Raw genomic sequence first — 26929 nt, 5'->3', positions numbered from 1 at the left:
CGAACCCCTGATGGAGTTCCGGGAAGGTCAGTCCACCTCGCCGACGAACAGCGTCTTGAAAGCGCCGTCCTGGAACTCGGTGACGACCATCGGAACCGAAACCTGCCGTTTCTGGCCGAACGAGGTCATGCCGACATATTTCAGCGTGCCGTCCTTTGCGTAGGGGTTGGGTGCCGAGAACGTGTCCATGGTCTTTTTGAACTCTTCGATGTCGTCTATCGCCTTGGGGTTCGCCTTGAGTGTCTCGATGATGTATTCGAGCGCATAGACCTTGGTGTTGGACTCGTCGTTGTACTCGCCGAACTTCTTGGTGTAGCGATCGATGAATTCCTCCATCGCGGGCGTGCGGATCTCAGGCGTCGAGGCGCCGCCGACCGAGATGAAGCCGTTGGCGAGTTCGCCCGCGCCTTCTTGAAGCACCGTCGCATCCTGCGCCGTTTCAGCCGACAGCAGGCCTTCGTAGCCGAGCTCGCGCGCCGCGCGGATGAGCAGCGGCGCATTGGCCGGGGCCACGCCGGAAAGTACCAGCAGATCCGGCTTCAACTGTACGATAGGCGTCAGCACCGGCGTGAAGTCGCGCGTGTCGTTCTGGTAAGTATCGGTCTCGGCCACCACCTCGAGGCCGAGTGCCTTCGCTGCGGCTACGCCGCTATCGCGCTGGCTGAGCGGATCAGATTCATTGGCGGCGACAAAGGCGATCTTCTTAACACCCTTGTTCTCCATCAGATATTTGTAGATTGCCGGGCCGGACTGATAGTTGGCCACCATGCCGAGAACCGCGTTGGAGGCCGGCGCGACATAAAGCGACTTGGGAAAGGCATAGGGGAAATAGATGATCCCCTTGGATTCAGCCACCGGCCGAACCGCTGCCGCGCCATCGTCGACGTTGGGGCCGACGACATAGTGGATGCCTTCCTGGGCCATCTTCTCCATGCCGGCAATCGCCCGTTTGGGGTCCTTCTGGTCGTCGAAGGTAACGATGGTGATATCATAGCTATCGTCGCCAATCTTGACGCCGCCGCTTTCGTTGAGCCAATCGGCGCGCGTCTGCATCGAGCGCACGTTCGAAGTGCCCCAGGCTGCGGCGGCGCCACTTGTCACGCCGACGAAGCCTATCTTCAGCTCCTTGTTTGCTGCCTGCGCCGAAAGCGTGCTTCCGGCTGCAATCGCCAGTACCGAAACGGCGCCGAGCGCCAACGATTTCAAAGTCGAACGCCTGGTGATCATGACATTCCCCATTGTTTCGTATCCGGGCGCATTGCTCCCTATTCCTTGCGGCTCGGATTACGTTAGGGAAGCTCTTAAATACATTATTGTCAACAGAATCGTATACAAAAATGAAAACCGTGCTGGCGGCATCGCCATGTGATGACGATAGTGTAGATGTCGGTTACACGAAGAATGGCGATGAAGGGAAGGGGTGAACTGGAAACATTAATCGATATAAAAATAATGTTTTACGAGATGGCGGGTTCAAATTAATTCAAAGATTAACTGGCTATATATTAATAACATTAAAATTAACGAAAGTTATTGTTTGACTTTACCGTTATGAAGCTTGGATTTGTCAAATCTATGAACAAGCTGCCTGATCGCAATGCTTTTGCGTGGGCGATCATTTCAGAAGCCGCCTGGTCGCCAAAAGATGCCGCGCTCGTGGCGTCCAATGCAACAACGGCCTTAACCAAATGCTCAATATTCCTGCCAATAATCAAAATCGTAGCTTTCAGCGCGAGGGGGGCCTTCGATGAAGGGCGTGGTTTTCAATCTCCTTGAAGAAGTTGTCCTGCGCGCGTTCGGACCGGAGGCGTGGGACGACCTGCTCGACGATTCGCGGGTTTCGGGTGCCTACACCTCGCTTGGGAATTACTCCGACGAGGAGATGGTGGCTTTGGTGGATGCCGCGGCGACCAAATTTGCAATGACCAGGGCGGAAGTTCTGCGCTGGTTCGGAGCGCGCGCGATGCCCGTCCTGAAGGAGCGCTATCCGACTTTGTTCTCCGGTCATTCTTCGGCGCGCAGCTTCGTCCTCAGCGTCAATAGCATCATCCATCCGGAGGTCCGCAAGCTCTATTCCGGCGCCAACTGCCCATTCTTCCATCTGCGCGAACGCGAAGAAGATGGAGTGGTGCTGATGGGGTACGAATCCTCGAGAAAGATGTGTGATCTCGCACATGGCTTCATCCATGGGGCGGCAAAGATCTTCTGCGAAGAAGTAGACATCAAGCACCATACCTGCATGAACGACGGCGCGGACAAATGCCTGCTCGAAATTCGATGGGTCCAGTGAGCGAAGCTGCCCAGGTCGTCGACCCGGTTGTCGAACTCAACTTACGAATTCTGAAGCTCGAAAACCGGCTGCAACGCGAGCGTGTGGCCCGCCTGGAAGCCGAAGCAATCGCCGAAAGGGGCCTGAGCGAGCGATATCATCAGCTCGTTCTCCTCGAGATGATTGCGACAAAGGCCAACCAAAGCGCATCGGTCGACGAGACCTTGCGCTTTGCGGTGGAAGCGATTTGTCAACACGTGGGCTGCCATTTCGGAGGCATCTATCTGCTTGCCGACGGTGACGTGCCGCGGCTGGTCCCGACGCGGCTCTGGCATGCCGACGATCCCGACGGGCTGGGCCAGTTTGTCGCAAGTCGAACCATGTTCCACGCCGGCGAGGGGCTCCCGGGTCGCGTACTGGAGACGGGGAAGGCGGTCTGGATTGCCGACTTTCCGCAAGATCCGGGATGTCCGCGTGCCTCCACGGCAAAGGCCTGCGATCTGCACGCGGCCTTCGCTTTTCCGGTGCTGGTCGGAAATGACATTGTTGCCGTGATGGAATTTTTCTTCGGCGACATATTGGAGCCGAACGAGTCGCTGCTCGGCGTCATGGGCCAGATCGGGACGCAACTCGGTCGGGTGATCGAGCGCAAGCGGGCCGAAGATCAGCTGATCTACGACGCCTCTCACGACCCTCTGACCGGCCTGCCAAATCGGCTTCTCTTCAGCGACCGATTGGATCGCGCCGTGGCTGCGCATCGGCGCCGGCCAGCGACAGGTTTCGCCGTTCTGTTCATCGATCTCGATCGCTTCAAGCTCGTCAACGACAGCCTTGGACATGCCGCCGGCGATGCGCTTTTGATCGAGATCGCCGGACGGTTTTCCAGCGTACTGGCCAAGGCGGCAGAGTGCGGGGAGGTTGACGTCTTGCCGACGCTCGCACGTCTTGGCGGTGACGAGTTCACCGTCCTGATGGAAGAGCTGAGCAGCACTGCAATCAGTATCGAGATAGCAAAGCGTTTGCAGGATGCACTTCGATATCCAATCACGCTCGACGGGCAGGATATCTACACGTCGGCGAGTATCGGAATTGCCACGAGCGAGACAGAATATGAGTGCCCCGCGGACGTCTTGCGCGACGCCGATCTCGCTATGTACAGAGCGAAATCCGATGGCCGAGCGCGCGTAGCGGTCTTTGACCAAAGCCTTCATGAAATCGCCATGCGACGTCTTTCCCTCGAGAGCGATTTGCGCGGCGCGTTGCGAAAGCGAGAGTTCGAGCTGCACTATCAACCAATCTTTGCGCTGGAGTCCCGGGGCATTGTTGGCTTCGAGGCGCTGGTGCGCTGGCGGCGCGGTGACGAGTTGGTTCCGCCTTCCGAGTTCATCGGTGTCGCGGAGGAAACAGGTCTCATCGTCTATCTGGGCAACTGGGTCATGCGTGAAGCGTTCGCCACTGCCAAGGCATGGCAGGACGAGCATCCGCGACCGAAACCACTGACGATGAGTGTCAATGTCTCGCCTCGCCAGTTCCACCAGACCGACTTTTTCGAACAGGTCGTGTCGGCGCTCGAGGACACAGGCGTGCGTCCCGATACAATTTGCCTGGAGATTACCGAAAGCGTCACGATCAAAGATCCCGAACGCACCTTCCAATTGCTTCAGCGCCTGCGCGAGGTCGGTGTTCGCGTCAGCATCGACGATTTTGGCACCGGCTATTCGTCGCTGAGCTACTTGCATCAGTTGCCCCTCGATGCCTTGAAGATCGATCGTTCGTTCGTCAACGCACTGCATCAACGGTCTGGCGGGCGCGAACTCATCCAGACCATCCTCGATCTGGCGAAGAACTTGCGCATCGAAGTGGTGGCCGAAGGCGCGGAGACGGAAGGCCACGTCGACCAACTGCGCCAGATGGGGTGCGGTTTTGCGCAAGGGTACTACTTCGCCCGTCCCCTCGATGGCGAGTCAACCAGCCAGCTGATTAGAAGTCTAATAGACTGACGCCTGCAAGCTGCGGGGCGTACGCACCGCTATCCCGAACGGGCGCCTCAATTTGTTCGGCGAACCTATCATGCCGGCGACCGTGGGCGGCAGGATGCCGAACCCGCGTGCGTAGCCCACTGCCGAACCGCCTCGCTGCACCCGGCACGAAAAAAACCGTTCGCCCGCACTGAGTTCGCGCGAGCGTTCGCCAAGTACGCAACAAGGCCAATCTACCCATATTATTTTTGCTGCAGAGTCCAGATTGAGATTACTGGAAGGTTATTCACATTTAATTGTTGTCAATGCCTGAGTAAAACCGGATAAGGATTCGCAAAAATCAGCACGCACCTTCGCGATTTGCCGATCGCAAAGGATGCTAGAACTGCAATAACAATAAAAACAAAATACTAGGGGAATATCATATGCCCGATCGGGCGCAGGCCGTCCTCGATGTTCGAGGGCTTGAGACCGTCTTTTGCACAAGAGGCGGAGACATCCATGCCGTCAACAAGGTCAGCTTTCATCTGAAGCCCGGCGAGCTGCTGGGCGTCGTCGGAGAAAGCGGTTCAGGCAAGTCGGTCACGATGATGTCGCTGATCGGCCTCCTGCCGTCGCCCCCGGCCGAGGTGCGCTCGGGCGAGGTCCTGCTCGGCGGCAAGGACATCCTGAAACTCTCGCCCGTCGAGCTGCGGCGCGTGCGGGGCGCGCGGGTGGGTTTCGTCTTCCAGGACCCGATGACCAGCCTCAACCCGGTCCTCACCGTGGGCGACCAGATCATGGAGCCCCTGCGCCGCCACATGGGAATGAGCAAGGCCGACGCGAGGCGGCGCGCGGCCGAGCTCCTGGTGCTCGTTGGCATCCCCGATGCCGAGAGGCGGCTGAAGAACTATCCGCACCAGTTCTCGGGCGGGATGCGCCAGCGGGTGATGATCGCAATGGCGCTTGCCTGCGACCCGGAGGTGCTGATCGCCGACGAGCCGACCACGGCCCTCGACGTCACGATCCAGGCGCAGATCCTCGAGCTGGTGGCGGAACTGCGCCGGAAGCTCGGCATGGCCATCGTCTGGATCACCCATGATCTCGGCGTCATCGCCGGGATCGCCGACCGGGTGATGGTCATGTATGGCGGCCAGGTGGTGGAACAGGCGCCGGTCAAGGAACTTTTCCGCAATCCGCGCCATCCCTACACGCGGGCGCTGCTCAAGGCCGTTCCCACGCTATCGGGCGCGCGCGCCGCGCGCCTCCAGGTGATCGACGGGCAGCCGCCGATGCTTGGCGCAGCCCCCTCGGCCTGTCCCTTCCGCAGCCGCTGCTCCCATGCCTTCGCCCGCTGCGCGACGGAAAATCCGGCTCGCCGCCCACTCGACGACAAGCCGCTCGATCACGGCCACGACGTCGCCTGCCACTGGAATCCGGAAACCGCCGATGCTTGATGCGACCGGCCCCGCGGCGAAGCCCCTGGTTCAGGTTCGCGACCTGAAGATGTACTTCCCGATCCATACCGGCGTCTTCCGCCGCCACACCGGCGACGTGAAGGCGGTGGACGGCGTTTCCTTCGACATCATGGAAGGCGAGACGCTCGGCCTCGTCGGGGAAACGGGCTGTGGCAAATCCACCGTGGGGCGGGCGCTGCTGCGGCTTTGCGAGATCACCAGCGGTCAGGTGACCATCGGCGGAGTGGACGTGGCCACGCTTTCGCCTTCGGAGCTGCGCAAGGCCCGGCCCATGATGCAGATGGTCTTCCAGGACCCGCAGGCGAGCCTCAACCCGCGCATGACCGTCGCCGCCATCATCGGCGAGCCGCTGGACGAGCACACGGCGCTCAGCCGCGACGACAAACTTGCCCGCATCTACGAGCTCATGGATGCGGTGGGCCTGAACCGCCGCTTCGCCAACCGCTATCCGCACGAGTTCTCGGGCGGACAGCGGCAAAGGATCGGCATTGCCAGGGCGCTTGCGCTCAATCCGAAGTTCGTCGTCTGCGACGAGCCGATCGCAGCCCTCGACGTCTCGATCCAGGCGCAGGTGGTGAACCTGCTCGAAGACCTGCAGGACAAGTTCGGGCTCACCTACCTGTTCATCAGTCACGATCTGTCGATGGTGCGCCACATCGCCGACCGGGTGGCGGTGATGTATCTCGGCCAGATCGCCGAGCTTTCGCCGCGCGAGGCGCTCTATTCCGAGCCGCTGCACCCCTATGCCAAGGCACTTCTCTCCGCCGTGCCCGAGCCCGACCCGAGCCGCGAGAGCGCCCGCCAGCGCATCATCCTGAAGGGCGACGTCCCTTCGCCCGCCAATCCGCCGAAGGGCTGCACTTTCTGCACCCGCTGTCCCGAAGCGCAGGAGCGCTGCCATGGCGTCGCGCCCCGGCTCTCAGAGGTGGCACCCGGGCGCTTCGTCGCCTGCCACCGCGTAACGAAATCCGCCGGATCAACCGGCGCGACCAAGGCCAACGAGCACAACCTACAGGGAGGAAACCAATGAACATCAGAACGGCCCTACTCGGGACAACAGCGGCGGCAACGGCCCTAATCGGCCTCGCGCCCGCCGCCCTTGCCCAGCGCGCCACCGACGGCAACGTGAACATTCTCTACTTCCAGGCCGTGTCGGTCATGAACCCCTACATGTCCTCGGGCACCAAGGATGTGCACGGGGCCAGCCTCGTCATCGAGCCGCTCGCCGGCTTCAACGAAAAGGGCGACCTGATCCCGCGCCTGGTGAGCGAGATCCCCTCGATCGAGAACGGCGGCATCTCGAAGGACCTCACCACCATCACCTGGAAGCTGACCCCGGGGCTGGTGTGGTCCGACGGAACGCCCGTCACCGCCGCCGATGCGGTCTTCACCTATGAATATTGCACCAACGCCGACATGGGCTGCTCGCAGGCCGCGCGCTTCACCGGGATCAAGACCGTCGAAGCCGTCGACCCGCAGACGATCAAGATCACCTTCACCGCGCCGAAGCCCAATCCCTTCAATGCCTTCGTCGGCGCGGCCTCGCCCGTCCTGCAGAAGGCGCAGTTCGCGGCCTGCACGGGTGCCGCGGCCCAGGCCTGTACCGAGCAGAACACCAGGCCCATCGGCACCGGCCCCTTCACCGTCACCGACTTCAAGGTCAACGACGTCGTGCAGCTGGCCGCCAACCCGAACTACCGCGACCCGGCGAAGCCCGCCTTCGCCACCGTGACGCTCAAGGGCGGCGGCGATGCCAGGGCGTCGGCCCGCGCGGTGCTGGAGACGGGCGAATTCGACTATGCCTGGAACACCCAGATCAACCCCGAGTTCCAGGCCCAGATGGCAGCCGGCGGCAAGGGCGAGCTGATCTCGGCCTTCAGCAACAATGTCGAGCGAATCGAACTGAACCTGACCGATCCCTCGCCCGACCTGCCCGAGGGCGAGCGCTCGACGATCAAGAACCCGCATCCGATCCTGTCGGACGTCCGCGTGCGCAAGGCGCTGTCCATGGCCATCGACCGCAAGCTGCTGGTCGAGGTCGGATATGGCGCGGCGGGCCGGCCGACCTGCAACGTGATCCCCGCGCCGGCGATCTATGCCAGCCCGAACACGGATTGCCTCGTGCAGGACGTCGAGGGCGCCAAGGCGCTGCTCGACCAGGCCGGCTGGACCGACAGCAACGGCGACGGCATCCGCGACAAGGACGGCAAGAAGCTCTCGCTGCTGTTCCAGACCTCGGTCAATGCCGTGCGCCAGGACTTCCAGGCGCTGGTCAAGGGCTGGTGGAGCCAGATCGGGGTCGAGGCGGAGCTGAAGGCCATCGAGCCCAGCGTCTTCTTCGGCGGCGATCCGGGCACGCCCGACACCTACCAGAGGTTCTACGCCGAGGCCCAGCTGGACACTCTCGACTACGACGGCACCGATCCCGAATCCTATCTGGCGCAATATGTCTGCGGCAACATCCCGGGACCGGGCAACGGCTGGCGGGGCACCAACATCAACCGCCTGTGCGACCCGCGCTACGAGGAGCTGCTGACGCAGCTGTCGAAGACCAGCGACATGAACGAGCGCGCCAAGATCGTCATTTCCATGAACAACATGCTGACCAAGGACGGCTATGTGAGCATTCCGCTGGTCGATCGCGCCCGCCTTTCGGCCAAGGCCAAGACGCTGGGCGGTGTGGTCCTCAACGCCTGGGACAGCGAGCTGTGGAACGTGTCCGACTGGTACCGCATCAAGTGATGTGACGGGCGGGGCGGGGCCGGACGGTCCCGCCCCGCCGACGCAACCAGACCGCCGCACCCCCCTGGACTGCCGACGACCATGCTGACTTTTGTGATCCGCAGGCTGTTGCTTGCCATCCCGACGCTTCTGCTGATCAGCCTCGTGATCTTCCTCCTGGTCGATCTGGCGCCCGGCAGTCCGATGTCGGAGATTCCCCGGACCGTGCCGCCAGAGGTGCGGGAAAGGATGATGCAAGCCATGGGCGCGAACGAGCCCGTCGTCGTTCGCTACCTGCTGTGGCTCAGGCAGTTCTTCCTGATCGAGCCCGCCTATGTCATCGACGGCTGGCTGGGGTCTAACCTCGCGGGCGATGCCCAGCGCGTCCTTTCCTGGCAGAGCCGCACGCCGGTGTTCGACATCATCGGCCAGCGCCTGCCCCAGACCATGATGGTGATCGGCACCGCCTATGTCTTAGGCATCCTCATCGCGCTTCCCATCGGCATCTATTCGGCCTACCGGCAATATTCCTGGTTCGACCAGCTCGGCACCTTCGTCGCCATGGTGGGCTCTTCGGTTCCTACCTTCTTCACCGGCGTGCTTCTGATCATCGTCTTCTCGGTCAATCTCGGCTGGTTCCCCTCGATCTACGACACGACGCTGCAGGTGACCGACTGGGCCTCCTTCAAGAAGCAGGTCATGCAGATGGCCCTGCCGGTCACCGTGCTGGCGCTGCACAACGCCACCGAGATCAGCCGCTACATGCGCTCCTCCATGCTCGAGAACCTCGGGCAGGACTACGTCCGCACCGCGCGCGCCAAGGGCATGGGCGAGCGGGTGGTGGTGCTGAAGCATGTTCTCAGGAACAGCCTCATTCCGGTGGTGACGGTGATCGCCCTCGGCATCCCGACGATCTTCGGCGGCGCCATCATCGCCGAACAGGTGTTCAAGGTGAACGGGCTCGGCACCGCGCTGATCGGCGCGATCAATGCCAGCGACCTGCCCACGGTCCAGACGCTTACCTTCATCTTCGCCGTGCTGATCGTGTTCTTCAATCTGGTTGCCGACATCCTCTACGGCATCCTTGACCCGAGGATCCGCTATGACTGACGCCGCAGCCACCCTCGTCGAAAAGCCGCGCAGCCACTGGCGCGACGTCTGGTTGCAGTTCAAGACCCACGGCGGCGCGCTCGGCGGGATGTTCGTCTTCCTCGCGCTGATTGCCTTCGTCACCGTCGGGCCGTTCGTCTGGGCGGTCGATCCGACCTACGTCAACCCCGACGCGGCCAAGATGATCATGACCAGGAACAAGCCACCCTCGTTCGAATGGCCGCTCGGTACCGACCAGCTCGGACGCGACATGCTGGCGCGGGTGATGGCGGGCGGCCAGGTCTCGATCGCCGTGGGCCTCGTCGCCATGTCGATCGCGGTCTTTCTCGGCACCACAGTCGGGGTTCTGGCGGGCCTGTTCAAGCGGCTCGACGGGCCGTTGATGCGGCTCACCGACCTCGTCCTCGCCCTGCCGCTGCTGCCGCTGCTGCTGGTCATGGTCTTCCTCTTCCGCGATGCGCTGGCGAGGGCGCTCGGGCCCGAGACCGGGACCTTCGTGCTCATCGTCAGCGCCATCGGCGCGACCTCCTGGATGCAGGCGGCGCGCATCGTCCGCGGCGAGGTGCTGGCCCTGAAGGAGCGGGAATTCGTGCTCGCCGCGCGCTCCATCGGCACGCCGCCGCACCGCATGATCCTGCGGCACATCCTGCCCAACGTGATCTCGCCGGTGATGGTCGCGGCGACGCTGGGCATCGCCAGCGCCATCATCACCGAATCGGCGCTCAGCTTCCTCGGCCTCGGCTTCCCGCCCGATTTTCCGACCTGGGGGCGGCTGCTGTTCGAGGGGGTGGAGTACATGCAGCTCTATCCCCAGCGCGTGCTCTGGCCGGGCCTCGCCATCTCGCTGACCGTCCTCAGCGTCAACTACATCGGCGACGGCCTGCGCGATGCGCTCGATCCGCGGATCAGGGGACGGTAGGGAGGGGCCCTGTTGCGCGGGTAAGTCGCTGCGACGCTGCGGTCCCTGAAGAGGAGATCGTGCCGGCGACCCGCGCCTGGCCGATCGGAATCGGGCGTTTCATCAGGCCGACCGGATCTCGCCTGCCAGGGAGTTCCGCAAGGCAGTGACTGCTGACTGCAGGTCTTCTGGAACGGGTGGATTGTGTGTGTGCTGGAAGCCGACAAAGCTGGCCAGGTGAGCAAGAGCACGAAGGTGATCGCCCGCGTACTTCAAGGCGAGCGCTTCGTGGTACACGGCCCTCCAGATCAGGTCGGACTCGACAACGGCCGTGGACGGGGACAAGTCGATCTTTGTCCGGCAAAGGCTGGTCGCTGCGCGAAAATGGCGAGCGGCATCACGATATTCGCTACGATGAATCAATTTCAGCATGCCGAGATAGTACGTGGACGCTGCAATGCAGAGCGGCCAGCGAGCGGCAAAATCATCGAGCGTCGCGATCCCGCCCAGGGAAGGGTTGGCATCCGCCAGATTGGGCGCAAAAGCTTCCTCGGCAAGCCTGTAGTTTCCGGTATCTATGGCACTTCGGAAGAGACGATAGCGCAGGCCGATCTCCAGCGAGGACCCGGGACGGGCTTTGCTAAGGGCTTCTTTCAAATGGCGGTGTAGGAGTGTCGCCGATTGGCTTTCCGACCGCGCATGGAACCCAAGCGGTACTCTCGATGCATAGACCAACATGCTCGCGGCGCTTTTGTCGATCTCGACATATTGAAACCCTGCCTTCTTCAGAGCCTCCACCAATGCTTGGTCATTGAAGATGATGGTGTGCGCGCCGGGTGAGAGCAGAGCCAGCAACGAGCTGGGATCGGTTCGACTATGGATGCGATCCGCATCGGGTGTCGTCAGGATCAGGACGCCGTCTTCGACCAGGAAGGACTTGAGGATAGCGATGAACTCATGTGGGTCGTGCACATGTTCGATGACCTCAGAGCAGTGCACGACGTCATAAAGATCTTCGGACGTCGTATTCGTGGCTGCGAAGTCGTTGACGATGTCGAGCGCCAGTTGCTCTCGGCCAAGGTCTCCATAGTGCGAGGGCTCGAAGCCCTTCACCTGCCAGCCCATTATGGATCGAATGGCATCCAAGCCAAATCCGAAGCCGCAGCCAATATCGAGGAGCCTGCCCGGTCGACCACCGTCGGGTATCACCCTCAGGATGTTCTTGGCAACAAGATCTATTGCCCCGTTGAACTCGATGTAGTCTCGGATACTGAGTTCTCTGGATGTATGCTGGGCGTAGTCGATATTGGGATAGGGGTGGTACACCAGAGATCTGCAGGCTACGCAGAGATAAAGGAAAAGCTCTGATTCCGTGTCTTTTTCCGTCTGCGTATTTTTTGCTGTGAGCACGTACGCCTTGTCGCCGGAGTTTTCGCAAACCGGGCAGACAAAAGCAGACGGAATGGTCCGACCATCGCTGAATTCGACGGAACTGGTTCTCAAGTTCAGTATCCTCACGGCACTATGTCAGCGGAACGCGGCTGCAGTTAGACCAGCAGTTGTCGAGACCATAGCTTTGTTGCGGTGCTTGATCGTTGCCCGCCGCAATCATAAAAGAACTCAGATCGGGGCGGCACATGGCAATCGTTACGGTAGCGGCGATAATCCCACTATACAACGGTGGTCGTTTCATCCGCGAGGCGCTGGAAAGTGTCTTTGGTCAGTCCGAACCGCCGGACGAGATCATTGTCGTCGACGACGGCTCCACCGACGATGGCGTAGCAATTGTTGAAGAACTATCCAGAGTTCATCCAGTGGTATTGCTGAGAAAGGCAAATGGAGGGCAATCATCTGCCCGCAATCTTGCTGCCGAGAACTGCCGGAGCAGTCATATCGCGCTTCTGGACCAAGACGACATCTGGTATCCCGAGCACCTTGCGCTTCTCAAGCGGCCATTCGATCAGGCGTCGCCTACTGATAGACTCGCGGTTGTGTATGGGAACCTGGATCATGTCGATGCAAATGGTCTGATGGTTGCGCACAATTGCCTAGACGTTTACTCTTCCAAGCATCCCAAGACGACGCTGGAGCAGTGCATTGGACAGGACATGTTTATCTTGCCAGGAGCCTCGCTAGTCGATCGTAACGCCTTTTTTGAAGCGGGGCGTTTTGACGAAAGGCTGTCGGGGTATGAAGATGATGACCTCTTTCTAAGGATCTTCCGTAAGGGCTATCTCAGTACTTATATTGAACAACCGGTCACAAAATGGCGGATCCATAGTGGATCAACTTCATACAGCATGAGAATGGCTGTCTCTCGGATGATTTATTATCGCAAGCTCAAGGAGATGTTTCCGAACGAACCCCGCCTAAACAAGCACTGGGTCAGGGATTTCATCGCGCCCAGGTTCTTCCGTTCGGCCGTCCATGACTTCATCAGCGGATCCCGACTCGGAGAAGTTCAGCGCATGGAGCTCACTTGGGCTGACATTCAAGAGATTGCTTCGGAACTCCCTCGCCGCCATCGCAAGCGAATTCGCCGGGTCGCTCCAATCGTGAATCTGACTTATCGTGGGCGGTTCACGAACATCGCTCGGCTCATGGTTCGATTTGCGGCATCAACGCGCAAGTGAAAGGGGTTGCACGGCGCGCTTTTGGCAGGTCGCCCAGGCCTCTTCACGCACCTAGCTCCATCCCGCGCCGGCCCTGGTCGCTCAGGGGGCCTCGATCATGCGCCGGGCGCTGTGCTCGTCGGTGATCAGCACCGTCGGGCTGACCAGCTTCATCGCCCCGAGCAGGGCGTCGATCTTGTCGGCACCGCCGGAGGTGAGGATGCGCAGCGGCGCGCGGCGGATGCGGTCGACGTCGACCGACATGACCAGGTCGTTGATCGGGTGGTCGACCAGGTTGCCGTTGCGGTCGAAGAAATGGAACAGGAGGTCGCCCACCGCCCCCTTCGTGGCGAGCTTTTGGCGCTCGGCCTCGGTGAGGAAGCCGCCGCGGTAGAAGGTCGACGCGGAGGCGATGTCGCCGACGCTGACCAGGACCGCGTCGAGCGAATCGGCCAGCGCGAAGATCTCGGACAGGCCGCAGCGCTCGATCAATGCGCGCTTGGTGTCGATGCTGTCGACTACGGCCGGCGCCGGGATCAGATAGCCATCGCCCTGGAAGGCCTGGGCGAAACGCCAGGCGAACTCGGCCGGGTTGGTGCGGCGCGCGACGCCGACGCCGCCGAGCAGCGAAATGACGCGGAAGTCGCTGAGCGGCCGGGCGCTGATGTAGGGCAGGGTGCCGAACAGGGTGCGGCCCCAGCCGACGCCGACGGACATGTCCGACCGCATGGCCTCGGAAAGGTAGCTCCCGGTGGCCGCGCCAATCGCCGGGATCGGGTCGGCGCCCTCGGCCGACAGCGGCGCCACGATGGCGCGCTGGACCCCGAACTTGCGCTCGATCGCCCGCTCTTGCCTGACGATGCCGGACAGCTCGCCCTCGATGGCGATCTTGACCTCGTTGCGCGCGCGCGCCTCGGCCAGCATGCGGACCACCGTGACGCGCCCGACCCCGAGCACCTCGGCGATGTCGTTCTGGGTCATCTGCTCGATGAAATACATCCAGGCGGCGCGCAGGCGGAGCCGGTCGGCGCGGCTGTCGGCGGGGGAGCTGTCGGCGTCCGTCGGAGCCTCCGCGGCGCGCGACCTGGCGCCCGAACCTCTTGTACCCTTGCTCACGCCGCTCCCCCTGCTTCGGTTTCCATCACTTTTCAAGGAACGCCCCACAGGTCAAGCACCTGTGCGCGGCGCGTGAATTGAAGTTGTGGCCGAACAATGCTGCAATGCCCCGGTGAAAGCCTCGCCAGACGGGCTGGAAGGAACGCGCGCATGCTGAGAAGCCTCTCCGAAGACGTCGTCGTCAACATCAAGGATCGCCTGCGCGACGTGCGCCATTTCGTGCGGGCGAGCCGGCACGACAACCCCGGCGGGCCGCGGCGGCCGCCGGGCACCGAACCGTTCGCCCCGCCCGCCGAGATCGAGCGGCTCATCGGGCGGGCGGCGAGCGTGGTCGACGACACGCTGACCATGGCCGAGACGGTGTCGCTGTCGCTGCTGCCCATCGTCAGGCCCGACGACGGCGCGAGGCTGCATGGCTTCGACGTCTATTTCGCCGCCGGCGGCGGCACGGAGGGGGAGCGGCTGTTCCGCCGCGACCTCTACGCCGCGCTGAAATCCTGGCTGCGCCAAAAGAGCGGCCCGATGCCGCTGCTGCACGAGGCGAGTTTTTCGCAGGCGCATCTGGCCGTTCGCCGCAAGCACCCGGAACTGCTCGCGGCGATGCGCGCGGCCGGCCCCGAAGATCGCCGCGACGCCGTGGCCGGGGTCGCCGCGGTGACGCTCGTGGAACTGCGCGCCAGCCAGCCGCTGCAGGGCGACATGCGTGTGGCGGAGGTCGAGCCGATGCTGCAGCTTCTGGCGCCTGCGGCGCTTGCGGCCGGCATCGCGACGCTGTCGCCGTCGGGACTGAGCGATGCCGAACTGCTGGAGGCGGCGAGCATGGTGGTCGAGGCGCGCGGCGACCGGATTTCGCGTGCGCTGGAGAGCGCCGATCCGGCAACGGAGCTCGCCGCGATCTTCCGAGTGCTGCTTGCCCACCTGCCCTAGCGGCGATGGTTCGAGCAAGCGGAAGCTTCGCGTCGGCGCGGGACGTGCAAAAAAGACGCCGCAAAGGCGTGACAAATGGGCGAAATAGCGGTATGTGGCCGCCCGAACCGGACGAATGCTCGTCCAGTCCCGTCAACAATGACGGTGTAGTCGCCCCTGCCGAAAGGCCCGAAAGGGAATGAAGGCATAGCCGAGCGGTCAGATGGACTGCAAGGCGAGCGTCGGGCGCTCTGGCTGTCGGAAGAACAAGAAGTGGATTTTTGAGATGGATCTTATCCGTCAGCTCGAGGCCGAACAGGCCGCCAAGATCGAAGCCAAGCGCACCCTGCCGGAATTCCAGCCGGGCGACACCGTGCGCGTCCAGGTGCGCGTCACCGAAGGTTCGCGTACCCGCGTGCAGGCCTATGAGGGCGTCGTCATCGCCCGCTCCGGCTCGGGCTTCCAGGAAAACTTCACCGTCCGCAAGATCTCCTATGGCGAAGGCGTGGAGCGCGTGTTCCCGGTCTACTCGCCGATGATCGAGGGCGTCGAGATCGTCCGCCGCGGCAAGGTGCGTCGCGCCAAGCTGTACTACCTGCGCGACCGTCGCGGTAAGTCGGCGCGTATCTCCGAGAACACCGGCGTGCGCGCCCGCAAGCTGAACGACGCCGAGCGCGAAGCGGCGAACGCCGAGAAGGCCCGCATCGAGGCCGAGAAGATAGCCGCCGCCGAGGCGCTGGCCGCCGAGAAGGCCGCCCAGGAAGCCGCCGAGAAGAAGGCCGCTGCCGAGGCCGCCAAGGCTGCCGAAGCCGCCGCCGAGTAATCGCCGGCGCGACCGAGTTCCAAAAGGGCGGCTTCGAGCCGCCCTTTTTCGTTTCGGGGGGACGGAATTCCTGTTCTTTCATGCGCGACGCATCCGGCCTGCTTGCAAGCAAGCTTGAGACAGCTAAAGTCTCGCGCAATAGATCGGCGCAGCCGTCTAGTCATTTTGGGGACCTGACCATGAATAGTCTAAAGCTTGCGCTCGCCGGCGCCTTCGCCGTCGTGATTTCGCCCTTCGTTGCCCAGGCCCAGAGCCTGCCCGACCTCGGCGGCAAGTCGGTCGTTGTGGTGACCGAGAACGCCTATCCGCCGCTGCAGTTCGTCGATCCCAAGACCGGCAAGCAGATCGGCTGGGAGTATGACGCGATGGACGAGATCGCCAAGCGGCTCAACTTCAAGGTCGAGTACCAGAACACCAGCTGGGACGCGATGATCCAGGCGGTGTCGGACGGCCAGTACCAGATCGGCATGACCGGCATCACCATCAAGGAAGACCGCAAGGAGAAGGTCGACTTCTCCGATCCCTACATGCTCTCGCAGCAGTTCATGCTGGTGCGCGCCGACGAGAGCCGCTTCACCGACGCCAAGAGCTTCGCCGCCCTCAAGGACGGCCTGATCGCGGCGCAGCCGGGCACCTCGCCGTTCTACACCGCCGTTTACGAAATCCTCGACGGCAACGAGCAGAACCCGCGCATCAAGCTGTTCGAGACCTTCGGCGCCACGGTGCAGGCACTGAAGGCCGGCGACGTCGACCTGGTGCTGACCGACAGCGTGGCGGCACAGGGTTATGTCGACGCTTCCGAGGGCAAGCTCAAGGTGGTGGGCGAGCCGCTGGGCAGCGAGGACTTCGGCTTCATCTTCAAGAAGGGCTCGGACCTCGTCGCGCCGGTCAACCAGGCGATCGCGGCCCTCAAGGCCGACGGCACCTTCGACAAGCTGAACAAGAAGTGGTTCCTCGACTACAAGATGGGGCAGTGAGGGATTGCGCGTCACAGCCCGGATCGGTGTTCGTGCTCGACGTTGCGCCCCTCTTGCCGGCTCTTCGGCAGGCTCAGGACCAGAACGGGCAACGTAGGGCGCCGCCCGCAGCTCAGATGGTCGCTCCGTAGATGCCGCCCTCACCTCGTTCCGGCACGCAGGCGGATTTCCCCTGGTGGCTGGTTGCCGCCGGCATCATCGCCGTGGCCGCCGCGCTGACGATCGGGTCCGACGACCTCTATCGCCAGATCATCGCGACCCTCGCCAAGGGGCTGCTGGTGACGTTGTTCGTCACCGTCGTCGCCTTCGCGCTCGCCTCGGCGCTCGGGCTGTTCGTCGCGCTGCTCGGGCTGTCGAACTCCACGGTGCTGCGCCAGATCGGGCGCTTCTATGTCGAGATCGTCCGCGGCCTGCCGATCCTGGTGCTCCTGTTCTGGATCGCCTTCGTCGGCGCGCCGGCCTTCGTGGCGGCGTGGAACTGGCTGTCGGCGCCGCTGCAGGCCGCGGGCCTCGTCGAACCGATGCAGGTGCGCGACTTCTCGCTTCTGTGGCGGGCGATCATCGCGCTGACCGTCGCCTATTCGTCCTTCATCGCAGAAATCTTCCGGGCCGGCATCCAGGCCGTCGACACCGGCCAGATCGAGGCGGCGAAGGCGCTGGGATTGACGCGTTACCAGCGCTTCCGGCTGATCGTCTGGCCGCAGGCGTTCAAGACCATCCTGCCGCCCTACGGCAACGACTTCATCGCCATGGTCAAGGACTCGTCGCTGGTGTCGGTGCTCGGCGTCGCGGACATAACGCAGATGGCCAAGGTCTACGCCTCGGGTTCGTTCCGCTTCTTCGAAACCTACTCGATCGTGGCCTATGTCTACCTCATACTGACGGTGGGACTGTCGCTTGCCTTGCGGTCGCTGGAGCGGCGGCTGAAGCGGGGACAGGCGCGATAGGCGAGGATAGCCGATGAGCGAGGAAGGCGAGGCGCTGGCCCGGGTCTATGCGGCAAGGACCGACGGCGAACTCGCCGACGCCTATGCCGCCTGGGCCAACGGCTACGACACCGAGACGGCGGCGCTGGGCTACTGCCTGCCCTTCGTCATAGCGGCATGGGTGGCACGGCACGTGCCCAAGGGAGCCGGCCCGCTGCTCGACGCCGGCTGCGGCACCGGGCTGTCGGGGCCCTACCTTGCCGCGCTGGGCTATTCCGCGATCGAGGGTCTGGACCTTTCCGAGGAGATGCTGGCGCTGGCGCGGGCGCGCGGCGGCTACGCGGCGCTGACCCGGGCGGCGCTGGGCGGGCCGCTGCCCTGGGGCGACGGACATTTCGCGGCGTTCTTCTCGACCGGCGTGTTCACGGCCGGCCATGCGCCGGCGACGAGCCTGGAAGAGCTGGTGCGGATCACCCGGCCCGGCGGCTTCGGCATCTTCACCGTGCGCGACGCGGTGCTGGCGCAGGGCGGGTTCCTGGAAAAATTCGCCGAACTCGAGGCCGCCGGCCGATGGCGGCCGGTGGAGGTGAGCCCGCCGTTCCGAGCCTTCGCCGTGGCGGAGCCTCAGGTGCTGGTCAAGGCCTTCGTCTTCGCGATCCGCTGAGCGGACCTCGGGAACCTCGGCCGGCGCGGTGCGTTGGGGCCGAACCAGCAGAGGTCCCATGGAACAGCTCGCCCAGGAATTCGGCCACCCAACCTACACCGCCTTTCCGGTGATCGCGGCGCGGCTGCTGCTCGCCGCCGGCTTCGGCGCGGCGATCGGCTTCGAGCGCGAATGGCGGAACCGCCCCGCGGGGCTGAGGACGCATATCCTGGTCTGCGTCGCCGCCGCGACCTTCGCGCTGCTGACCATCGAGATCGTGCACGCGCCGATGTTCTCGACCGGCACGACAAACGAGGCGGTGAGGATGGATCCGATCCGTATCGTCGAGGCGGTGACGGCGGGCGTGGCGTTCCTGGCAGCAGGTGTCGTCATCTTCACGCGCGGCGCCGTCCACGGCCTGACCACGGGTGCCGGCATGTGGCTCGCCGGCGCCATAGGCGTCGCCTCGGGGCTCGGGCTCTGGCAGATCGCGCTGTTCGCGACCATCCTGGCGCTGGTCGTGCTCAGCCTGCTGCAGCTGCTCGAGCAGAGGCTCGACCTCAACAAGGGCGCCGATTTCGCGGCGCCGGAGGACGACGGGCAGAAAGCCAGGCGGGCGGCCAAGCCGAAGCCCGACGATCCCGTCAAGGCCGAGCCCGCGCATTGAGGTGGCGTGGGCGCTGCAGTCGCAATTGCCGGAAGCCCAAAAGATTGATATGAGCGGGCCATGGAAGAGCTCTTTGGAGATCCGGCCTACAAGGGTTTCGTGCTGCAGGACCACAAGCGCCTGCCGTCGCGTTTCTTTGCCCGGATTTCAGGCGCGCTGACGAGCCGACTTATCTAGTCGCCTCCATACGCCAAGCCGACGGGCCTTTGGCGCGCCCTTTCCCAGTTTCATATCGACGGATCTACGCACATGAGCGCACCGCGCACCCTCTACGACAAGATCTTTGACGACCACGTCGTCGACCGCCAGGACGACGGCACCTGCCTGCTCTACATCGACCGTCACCTCGTGCACGAGGTGACCAGCCCGCAGGCCTTCGAGGGCCTGCGCATGGCCGGCCGCAAGGTTCGTCACCCCGAGAAGACGCTCGCCGTCGTCGACCACAACGTGCCGACCTCGCCGGACCGCAAGGACGGCATCAAGAACGAGGAGAGCCGCATCCAGGTCGAGGCGCTGGCCAAGAACTCGGCCGACTTCGGCGTGGAATATTACTCCGAGAACGACAAGCGCCAGGGAATCGTCCACATCGTCGGCCCCGAGCAGGGCTTCACCTTGCCGGGCATGACCATCGTCTGCGGCGACAGCCATACCTCGACGCATGGCGCATTCGGCGCGCTGGCGCACGGGATCGGCACCTCGGAAGTGGAGCACGTGCTCGCTACCCAGACGCTGATCCAGAAGAAGGCCAAGAACATGCTGGTGCGTGTCGACGGCGTTCTGCCCGAGGGCGTGACCGCCAAGGACATCGTGCTGGCCATCATCGGCGAGATCGGCACCGCCGGCGGCACCGGCTACGTCATCGAATATGCCGGCGAGGCGATCCGCGCGCTGTCGATGGAAGGCCGCATGACGATCTGCAACATGTCGATCGAAGGCGGTGCCCGGGCCGGCCTGATCGCTCCCGACGAGACGACCTTCGCCTATGTCCAGGACAAGCCGCGCGCGCCCAAGGGCAAGGCGTGGGACGCGGCGCTGGACTACTGGAAGACGCTGCACTCGGACGAGGGCGCGCATTTCGACAAGGTCGTCATCCTCGACGCCGCCAAGCTGCCGCCCATCGTAACCTGGGGCTCGTCGCCCGAGGACGTGGCGTCCGTCACCGGCATCGTGCCGAACCCGGAGGAGATCCAGGACGAGACCAAGCGCAACTCCAAGAAGCGCGCGCTCGACTATATGGGGCTCTCCGCCGGTACCAGGATCACCGACATCGCCATCGACCGCGTCTTCATCGGCTCGTGCACCAACGGCCGCATCGAGGACCTGCGCGCCGTCGCCAAGGTCGTCGAGGGCCGGAAGGTGGCCTCGACCGTCAACGCCATGATCGTGCCGGGCTCGGGCCTGGTGAAGGAGCAGGCGGAGGCCGAGGGCCTGGACAAGATCTTCGTCGCCGCGGGCTTCGACTGGCGCGAGCCGGGCTGCTCGATGTGCCTGGCCATGAACGACGACCGGCTGAAGCCGGGCGAGCGCTGCGCCTCGACCTCGAACCGCAACTTCGAGGGCCGCCAGGGCTTCAAGGGCCGCACCCACCTGGTGTCGCCGGCCATGGCCGCGGCCGCCGCGATCGCCGGCCATTTCGTCGACATCCGCGACTGGAAATAGCCGTCGCCGACGCGCATGCGGACGAGGCGGCGGGCGCGAGCTCGCCGCCTTGTCCATTTGTTGAGGATATCGGCAGAACCCGTCTTCCGCCCAGTCACGTTAACGTCTTTTTCTCGCGCGTATGATTTGCTTGCGAGCATGGGAGGCGACCACAAGCGATGAGCGGTGCAGAGTTCATTCTCGCGATCAACCTGTTCGTCGCCGGCCTACTCGCCAGCGCGTTCATAGCGATCGCGATCTATGACGCGAGGCGCATTTCGGCGCGCTGGTTCGCGCTCTGCTACGGCCTCGGCATCGTCTATATCGGGACGGAATTCACCATTCCGCTGTTCCAGGACACGCGGGTGATCGTCGCGGTCAATTTCGCGATGTTCCTGGCCATCACCCTTTTGATGAATGTCGGCCTGGCACGCCGCTACGAGGTGTCGCCGCCGTGGCGATCGATGCTCGCGTTCTTCGTGCTGGCGACCGCTGCTGTCTACGTCACGCAAGGGCTCGACCGCGACTCGCTGCTGCGCATGATGACGTTCCAGACGCCCTATGCCATCGCCCAGGCCGTCGGCGCGGCGATCGTGCTCCAGGCGCGGACCAAGCTCAGCCGCTTCGACTACGCGCTCGCCGGCGTGCTCCTGGCAAGCTCGGTGCAGTTCTTCTCCAAGCCATACCTGGCGCTTGCGGTGGGTGGCTCGGGTTCCGACCCGCACTTCTACCTGCAGAGCACCTACGCGATGATCTCGCAGGCGCTGGGCACGGTGTTCGCCCTGTCCATCGCGCTGCTGATCATGGTCATCCTGATGCGCGACATCCTCGCCGACGTGTTGCAGAAGTCGGAGACGGATGCGCTGTCGCGGCTGCTCAACCGCGGCGGCTTCGAGCGGCATGCCGCGGCCGCCCTGCGCGATGCGTCGCGCCAGGGCCTGCCGGTGACGCTGGTGATATCCGATCTAGACCACTTCAAGTCGATCAACGACAACTACGGGCATGCCTCGGGCGACCGCGTCATCGAGGCATTCTCGCGCTTCCTGCACGAATCGAAGGCTGGCCACCACATAGCCGGCCGCATTGGCGGCGAGGAGTTCGCCATCATCCTGCCGGGCACGCACATGGCGGCGGCGCGCCTGTTCGCGGAAGGCGCCCGCAGCGCGTTCTCGGCCCTGCCGATCGACGGCCTGCCGGTGAACCGGCGGTTCACGGCGAGCTTCGGCGTGGCCGAGCTCGTTGCCGGCGAGGGCATCGACCAGTTGATGCGGCGGGCGGACGCCGCCCTCTACGAAGCCAAGAAGGACGGCCGCGACTGCGTCCGCATCGCCGGCATCAGCGTGCTCGAAGTTTCCTTCGAGGCGAGTGTGTCGAACGTCGTGCCGTTCGGGGGCAAGCCGCCGTCGGCCTGAACGGGTTCAGCGGCAGCGAAGGCCGGGCTGGGGAATCTCGCCCTCGGAAAAGCCGTACATGTAGCTGCGGCCCTTGAGCAGCATGGGCGGCCGGTAGCAGCGGCGGACCGAATCCTTGCCCTGCCGGTCGAGATAGACGACTTTCGGCCCGGCGCCGGCCGCGAGCTTGCGGGCCGATCGGCCCTCGCCGACGACGATGCGCTTGTATCCCGCACCGCTTTCGACGACGAGGTTGCCGAAGGAATCGGCGTAGATGCGGTCGCCGTCCCAGCCGCCCGCCGAGGCCGGTGCGGCAAGTGCAACGGCGGCTGCCATCGCCAGCGGCAGGATCCCAGTCAAGGCCAATGCAGTGCGCATCGCAGAATCTCCCTGGCTGGCGGCGCCGCTTCTCGAATCAAATCTTAACGCTTTCTTAACCTTTGTTAAGGGATTCCGGCCAGCCAGCCCGTTTCGATTAACAAACAGGGTTAATTTCGCTCGCGTATCAGGCGGGATGGCACCCCACGCCCGGGTAGGGCCGGTGGAGGCGGACGGGCAGGCAGCGGCGACGACCGGCTGCCGGCCCGTTCAGGCGTTGCTTACCCGGGCGGGTAGTGTGCCCGGGCTTCAATCGATTGAAGGCGCGATGCGACTAAATATGTGCGCCAGAACGGTTTTCCGACTTTGACGCGGTGCAAAAACCGCATTAGAAAGCGCCCATTCCGACGTCGCAAAACGGTGCGACGACGCCGTATTCAAACATAGCCACGCTCGGATGCAGACCGGGGGAGCCATGAGCAAATCACAAGCAACCCAATCGCGAGCGCGGCCGCTGTCGCCGCACCTGACCATCTATCGCCCGCCGATCACGATGACGACGTCGATCATCCATCGCATCACCGGCGCGGCGCTCTATTTCGGTACGCTGCTGGTGGCCTGGTGGCTGATTGCTGCGGCGACGTCGCAGGAATATTTCGACTTCGTCAACGGGATCTACGGCAGCTGGTTCGGCCGGATCGTGCTGCTGGGCTACACCTGGGCGCTGATGCAGCACCTGCTGGGCGGCATCCGCCACCTGATCTGGGACACCGGCGCGGGGCTGGAGAAGCACACCGCCTCCAAGCTTGCCTGGGCCACCGTGGTCGGCGCGGTGCTGCTCACGCTGCTGGTCTGGGTCGTCGGCTACATGGTGCGGGGAGCCTGAGATGAGCGGCAACAACAACGACATGCGCACCCCGCTCGGCAAGGTGCGCGGCCTGGGCTCCGCCCGCGAGGGCACCGAGCATTTCTGGCGCCAGCGGGTGACGGCGGTGGCCAACGTGCCGCTGATGCTGTTCTTCGTCGGCCTCCTGGTCGTGCTCAACGGCGCCGACTACGCCGCCGTGCGGGCGACGCTCGCCAACCCGCTCGTGGCGCTGGTCATGGCGCTGGTGCTGATCTCGGGCCTCTACCACATGCGGCTCGGCATGCAGGTCATCATCGAGGACTACGTGCATGGCGAGGGCACCAAGGTCGCGCTCATCATGCTCAACACTTTCTTTACCATAGCGGTCGGCGTGGCTTCGCTCTTCGCCCTGCTCAAGATGGCATTCGGAGGCTGATACGGTGGCCAAGGACGGCAAGAGCGGAGCAGCTTCCGCCTATACCTATGTCGATCACAAGTTCGACGTCGTCGTGGTCGGCGCCGGCGGCGCGGGCCTGCGCGCCACGCTCGGCATGGCCGAGCAGGGGCTGAGGACGGCCTGCATCACCAAGGTGTTCCCGACCCGCTCGCACACGGTGGCGGCACAGGGCGGCATCGCCGCGTCGCTGCAGAACATGGGCCCGGACTCGTGGCAGTGGCACCTCTACGACACCGTCAAGGGCTCGGACTGGCTCGGCGACGTCGACGCGATGGAGTATCTGGCGCGCGAGGCGCCGGCGGCCGTCTACGAGCTCGAGCACTACGGCGTGCCGTTCTCGCGCACCGAGGAGGGCAAGATCTATCAGCGCCCCTTCGGCGGCCACATGATGAACTATGGCGACGGCCCGCCCGTGCAGCGCACCTGCGCTGCCGCCGACCGCACCGGCCACGCCATCCTGCACACGCTGTACGGCCAGTCGCTGAAGAACAACGCCCAGTTCTTCATCGAGTATTTCGCGCTCGACCTGATCATGGAGCCGGACGGCACCTGCACCGGCGTCGTGGCCTGGAACCTCGACGACGGCACCATCCACCGCTTCTCGGCGAAGATGGTGGTGCTGGCCACCGGCGGCTACGGCCGCGCCTATTTCTCCGCCACCTCGGCGCACACCTGCACCGGCGACGGCGGCGGCATGGCGGTGCGTGCCGGCCTGCCGCTGCAGGACATGGAGTTCGTGCAGTTCCACCCGACCGGCATCTACGGCTCGGGCTGCCTGATCACCGAGGGCGCCCGCGGCGAGGGCGGCTACCTGGTCAACTCCGAGGGCGAGCGCTTCATGGAGCGTTATGCGCCGTCGGCCAAGGACCTGGCGTCGCGCGACGTGGTTTCCCGCTGCATGACGCTGGAGATCCGCGACGGCCGCGGCGTCGGCAAGAACAAGGACCACATCTTCCTGCATCTCGACCACCTCGATCCGGCGGTGCTGCAAGAGCGGCTGCCCGGCATCTCGGAATCGGCGAAGATCTTCGCCGGCGTCGACGTGACCCGCGAGCCGATCCCGGTGCTGCCGACCGTGCATTACAACATGGGCGGCATCCCGACCAACTTCTGGGGCGAGGTGCTGAACCCGACCAAGAGCGCGCCCGACCGGGTGTCGCCCGGCCTGATGGCCGTGGGCGAAGCCGGTTGTGCCTCGGTGCACGGCGCCAATCGCCTCGGCTCGAACTCGCTGATCGATCTCGTGGTGTTCGGCCGCGCCGCCGCCATCCGCGCCGGCCAGGTGGTCGACCGCAACGCGCCGATCCCCGCGCCGAACGCGGCTTCGGTCGAGAAGATAATGGACCGCTTCGACCGCCTGCGTCACGCCAATGGCGGCACGCCGACGGCCAGCTTGCGCGAAAAGATGCAGCGCGCCATGCAGGAAGACGCCGCCGTGTTCCGCACGCAGGAGTCGCTCGAGCAGGGCTGCAAGCGCATCTCCCAGATCTGGGGCGAGCTCAAGGACGTCAAGGTCTTCGACCGCTCGATGATCTGGAACTCGGACCTGGTGGAGACGCTGGAGCTCGAGAACCTGATGGCCAACGCGATCGCCACCGTCCATGGCGCCGAAGCCCGCAAGGAAAGCCGCGGGGCGCATGCCCGCGAGGACTTCTCGGCCCGCGACGACCAGAACTGGCGCGTGCACACGCTGGCCAACGTCGCCGAGGACGGCAAGGTGACGCTCAGCTACCGGCCGGTTCACACCGAGCCGCTGCTCAAGGAAGAGGACGGCGGCATCAGCCTCGCCAAGATCGCGCCGAAGGCGCGCGTGTACTGAGCCATGGCGCTGCCGGCGGCAGGATACTCGCCAACGCCACTTGCGGCCAAACTCGGCCTCAAGGACGGGCAGAGCGTGGTGTTCGTCGACCTGCCGGACGAGCTTGGCGAACTAGCTTCGTCGCGCGATTTTGCGGCGAGGAAGCTGACCGGCTGGACCGGGATCGATGCGGCGGGCGACGGGCATGACGTGGTTCATGCCTTCACCCGGCGCCGTGCCGACCTCGACGGCAATGCCGAGACATTCAAGAAGATGATCGCGCCCGACGGCGCGGTCTGGATCTCCTGGCCCAAGAAGGCGTCGAAGATCGCGACCGACATCACCGAGGATGTCATTCGCGACGTGGCGCTGCCCAAGGGGCTAGTGGACGTAAAGGTCTGCGCCGTGGATGCCGTGTGGAGCGGGCTCAAGCTCGTCATCCGCAAGGAACTCCGCGCCAAGATGTGAGGAACCGATCGTGGTCGAACTGACACTCCCCAAGAACTCGCAGATTCGCGAAGGCAAGACCTGGCCGAAGCCGGCGGGCGCGACCAATTTGCGCGAATACCGCATCTATCGCTGGTCGCCCGACGACGGCGAGAACCCGAGCATCGACACCTATTTCGTCGATGTCGACGACTGCGGCCCGATGGTGCTCGACCACCTGCTCTACATCAAGAACAAGATCGACCCGACGTTGACCTTGCGCCGCTCCTGCCGCGAAGGCATCTGCGGCTCCTGCGCGATGAACATCGACGGCTCGAACACGCTGGCCTGCACCAAGGGGTGCGACGACATCTCGGGCGCGGTCAAGATCTACCCGCTGCCGCACATGCCGGTGGTGAAAGACCTTGTGCCCGACCTCACCAACTTCTACGCCCAGCACCGCTCGATCGAGCCGTGGCTGAAGACGGTGTCGCCGGAGCCGGCGAAGGAATGGCTGCAGAGCCATGAGGACCGCCAGAAGCTCGACGGCCTCTACGAATGCATCCTGTGCGCCTGCTGCTCGACCTCGTGCCCGAGCTACTGGTGGAACGGCGACCGCTATCTCGGCCCGGCCGTGCTGCTGCAGGCCTATCGCTGGCTGATCGACAGCCGCGACGAGGCCACGGGCGAGCGCCTGGACAACCTCGAGGATCCGTTCCGGCTCTACCGCTGCCACACGATCATGAACTGCGCCCAGACCTGCCCCAAGGGCTTGAACCCGGCCAAGGCGATCGCCGAGATCAAGAAGATGATGGTCGAGCGCCGCGTCTAATCCGGGTCTCCATGCGCGTTCTCCTTGTATCCGAGGATCCTGCACATTTAGACACCCCCATCCTTCCCCATCTGGAGGCGCTGGGGGTCTCCTTTCGTTTCGTTTACCTTGGGGCGCT

26 protein-coding genes are annotated in these 26929 nt (G+C 64.0%); 22 read left to right on the top strand and 4 right to left on the bottom strand.

Annotated features, from left to right (window positions below; genetic code table 11):
• Positions 1–27: 27 nt before the first annotated feature.
• Entirely contained in the window at positions 28–1227 is a 1200-nt protein-coding gene (locus tag PV773_RS15095; protein WP_347967140.1) for an ABC transporter substrate-binding protein, read from the bottom strand.
• Between the two features lie 306 nt (positions 1228–1533).
• Between PV773_RS15095 and PV773_RS15090 the strand changes: the two genes are divergently transcribed.
• The 8 genes from PV773_RS15090 to PV773_RS15055 all read left to right on the top strand — a co-directional run bounded on the left by PV773_RS15090 (position 1534) and on the right by PV773_RS15055 (position 10455).
• Positions 1534–1776, top strand: coding sequence for a hypothetical protein (locus PV773_RS15090; protein WP_347967139.1), 243 nt, complete (start codon positions 1534–1536; stop codon positions 1774–1776).
• Positions 1748–2290 (top strand): heme NO-binding domain-containing protein, encoded by a 543-nt coding sequence (locus PV773_RS15085; protein ID WP_347967138.1) that lies wholly within the window; start codon positions 1748–1750, stop codon positions 2288–2290. The genes PV773_RS15090 and PV773_RS15085 overlap by 29 nt, the downstream gene beginning before the upstream one ends.
• On the top strand, positions 2287–4269 hold the full coding sequence (locus tag PV773_RS15080) for an EAL domain-containing protein (protein ID WP_347967137.1): 1983 nt from the start codon (positions 2287–2289) through the stop codon (positions 4267–4269). Before PV773_RS15085 ends, PV773_RS15080 begins: the two co-directional genes overlap by 4 nt.
• A gap of 404 nt (positions 4270–4673) precedes the next feature.
• On the top strand, positions 4674–5684 hold the full coding sequence (locus PV773_RS15075) for an ABC transporter ATP-binding protein (RefSeq protein WP_347967136.1): 1011 nt from the start codon (positions 4674–4676) through the stop codon (positions 5682–5684).
• Positions 5677–6735, top strand: coding sequence for a dipeptide ABC transporter ATP-binding protein (locus PV773_RS15070; protein WP_347967135.1), 1059 nt, complete (start codon positions 5677–5679; stop codon positions 6733–6735). The genes PV773_RS15075 and PV773_RS15070 overlap by 8 nt, the downstream gene beginning before the upstream one ends.
• Positions 6732–8447, top strand: coding sequence for a peptide ABC transporter substrate-binding protein (locus PV773_RS15065; protein WP_347967134.1), 1716 nt, complete (start codon positions 6732–6734; stop codon positions 8445–8447). The genes PV773_RS15070 and PV773_RS15065 overlap by 4 nt, the downstream gene beginning before the upstream one ends.
• 81 nt (positions 8448–8528) lie before the next feature.
• A complete protein-coding gene (locus PV773_RS15060) occupies positions 8529–9536 on the top strand; it encodes an ABC transporter permease (protein ID WP_347967133.1) in 1008 nt (335 codons plus the stop codon).
• Positions 9529–10455 carry an ABC transporter permease gene (locus tag PV773_RS15055; protein ID WP_347967132.1) on the top strand — a complete coding sequence of 309 codons (927 nt, stop codon included), beginning with the start codon at positions 9529–9531 and terminating at the stop codon, positions 10453–10455. Before PV773_RS15060 ends, PV773_RS15055 begins: the two co-directional genes overlap by 8 nt.
• 102 nt (positions 10456–10557) lie before the next feature.
• On the opposite strand, the gene PV773_RS15050 is transcribed toward PV773_RS15055, so the two are convergent.
• Positions 10558–11937, bottom strand: coding sequence for a class I SAM-dependent methyltransferase (locus PV773_RS15050; RefSeq protein WP_347967131.1), 1380 nt, complete (start codon positions 11935–11937; stop codon positions 10558–10560).
• A gap of 134 nt (positions 11938–12071) precedes the next feature.
• Between PV773_RS15050 and PV773_RS15045 the strand changes: the two genes are divergently transcribed.
• On the top strand, positions 12072–13067 hold the full coding sequence (locus PV773_RS15045; RefSeq protein ID WP_347967130.1) for a glycosyltransferase: 996 nt from the start codon (positions 12072–12074) through the stop codon (positions 13065–13067).
• An 81-nt stretch (positions 13068–13148) separates the two neighbouring features.
• On the opposite strand, the gene PV773_RS15040 is transcribed toward PV773_RS15045, so the two are convergent.
• Positions 13149–14162 carry a sugar-binding transcriptional regulator gene (locus PV773_RS15040; RefSeq protein WP_347967129.1) on the bottom strand — a complete coding sequence of 338 codons (1014 nt, stop codon included), beginning with the start codon at positions 14160–14162 and terminating at the stop codon, positions 13149–13151.
• Between the two features lie 150 nt (positions 14163–14312).
• Between PV773_RS15040 and PV773_RS15035 the strand changes: the two genes are divergently transcribed.
• The 8 genes from PV773_RS15035 (at position 14313) to PV773_RS15000 (ending at position 22154) form a co-directional block, all read left to right on the top strand.
• A complete protein-coding gene (locus tag PV773_RS15035; protein WP_347967128.1) occupies positions 14313–15089 on the top strand; it encodes a hypothetical protein in 777 nt (258 codons plus the stop codon).
• A gap of 265 nt (positions 15090–15354) precedes the next feature.
• On the top strand, positions 15355–15891 hold the full coding sequence (gene rplS / locus PV773_RS15030; RefSeq protein WP_347967127.1) for a 50S ribosomal protein L19: 537 nt from the start codon (positions 15355–15357) through the stop codon (positions 15889–15891).
• 179 nt (positions 15892–16070) lie between these two features.
• Complete coding sequence (locus PV773_RS15025) at positions 16071–16868, top strand: basic amino acid ABC transporter substrate-binding protein (protein WP_340040953.1); 798 nt, start codon at positions 16071–16073, stop codon at positions 16866–16868.
• A gap of 131 nt (positions 16869–16999) precedes the next feature.
• Entirely contained in the window at positions 17000–17815 is an 816-nt protein-coding gene (locus tag PV773_RS15020; RefSeq protein WP_347967126.1) for an amino acid ABC transporter permease, read from the top strand.
• A gap of 13 nt (positions 17816–17828) precedes the next feature.
• Entirely contained in the window at positions 17829–18458 is a 630-nt protein-coding gene (locus PV773_RS15015) for a class I SAM-dependent methyltransferase (RefSeq protein ID WP_347967125.1), read from the top strand.
• 58 nt (positions 18459–18516) lie between these two features.
• Positions 18517–19104 carry an MgtC/SapB family protein gene (locus tag PV773_RS15010; protein WP_347967124.1) on the top strand — a complete coding sequence of 196 codons (588 nt, stop codon included), beginning with the start codon at positions 18517–18519 and terminating at the stop codon, positions 19102–19104.
• Positions 19105–19353: 249 nt separating this feature from the next.
• The gene (leuC, locus tag PV773_RS15005; RefSeq protein WP_347967123.1) at positions 19354–20763 is read left to right on the top strand and encodes a 3-isopropylmalate dehydratase large subunit; all 1410 of its coding nucleotides are present in this window, start codon (positions 19354–19356) and stop codon (positions 20761–20763) included.
• Between the two features lie 158 nt (positions 20764–20921).
• The gene (locus PV773_RS15000) at positions 20922–22154 is read left to right on the top strand and encodes a GGDEF domain-containing protein (RefSeq protein WP_347967122.1); all 1233 of its coding nucleotides are present in this window, start codon (positions 20922–20924) and stop codon (positions 22152–22154) included.
• Positions 22155–22160: 6 nt separating this feature from the next.
• Here PV773_RS15000 and PV773_RS14995 read toward each other — a convergent pair whose 3' ends face one another.
• Entirely contained in the window at positions 22161–22511 is a 351-nt protein-coding gene (locus PV773_RS14995) for a hypothetical protein (RefSeq protein WP_347967121.1), read from the bottom strand.
• A gap of 415 nt (positions 22512–22926) precedes the next feature.
• Between PV773_RS14995 and sdhC the strand changes: the two genes are divergently transcribed.
• Genes sdhC through PV773_RS14970 form a run of 5 tightly spaced genes read left to right on the top strand, consistent with a single transcriptional unit; the run spans position 22927 to position 26811 of the window.
• A complete protein-coding gene (gene sdhC / locus PV773_RS14990; protein ID WP_347967120.1) occupies positions 22927–23337 on the top strand; it encodes a succinate dehydrogenase, cytochrome b556 subunit in 411 nt (136 codons plus the stop codon).
• Between the two features lies 1 nt (position 23338).
• Entirely contained in the window at positions 23339–23734 is a 396-nt protein-coding gene (sdhD, locus tag PV773_RS14985) for a succinate dehydrogenase, hydrophobic membrane anchor protein (protein WP_347967119.1), read from the top strand.
• A 4-nt stretch (positions 23735–23738) separates the two neighbouring features.
• On the top strand, positions 23739–25574 hold the full coding sequence (gene sdhA, locus PV773_RS14980) for a succinate dehydrogenase flavoprotein subunit (protein ID WP_347967118.1): 1836 nt from the start codon (positions 23739–23741) through the stop codon (positions 25572–25574).
• A gap of 3 nt (positions 25575–25577) precedes the next feature.
• Positions 25578–26021, top strand: coding sequence for a DUF3052 domain-containing protein (locus PV773_RS14975; protein ID WP_347967117.1), 444 nt, complete (start codon positions 25578–25580; stop codon positions 26019–26021).
• A gap of 10 nt (positions 26022–26031) precedes the next feature.
• Positions 26032–26811 carry a succinate dehydrogenase iron-sulfur subunit gene (locus tag PV773_RS14970; protein ID WP_347967116.1) on the top strand — a complete coding sequence of 260 codons (780 nt, stop codon included), beginning with the start codon at positions 26032–26034 and terminating at the stop codon, positions 26809–26811.
• Positions 26812–26929 lie beyond the last annotated feature (118 nt).

This window comes from Mesorhizobium sp. CC13 (assembly GCF_039907765.1).
Classification (GTDB): Bacteria; Pseudomonadota; Alphaproteobacteria; order Rhizobiales; family Rhizobiaceae; genus Aminobacter.
This window is presented reverse-complemented; position numbering and strand designations above follow the sequence as displayed.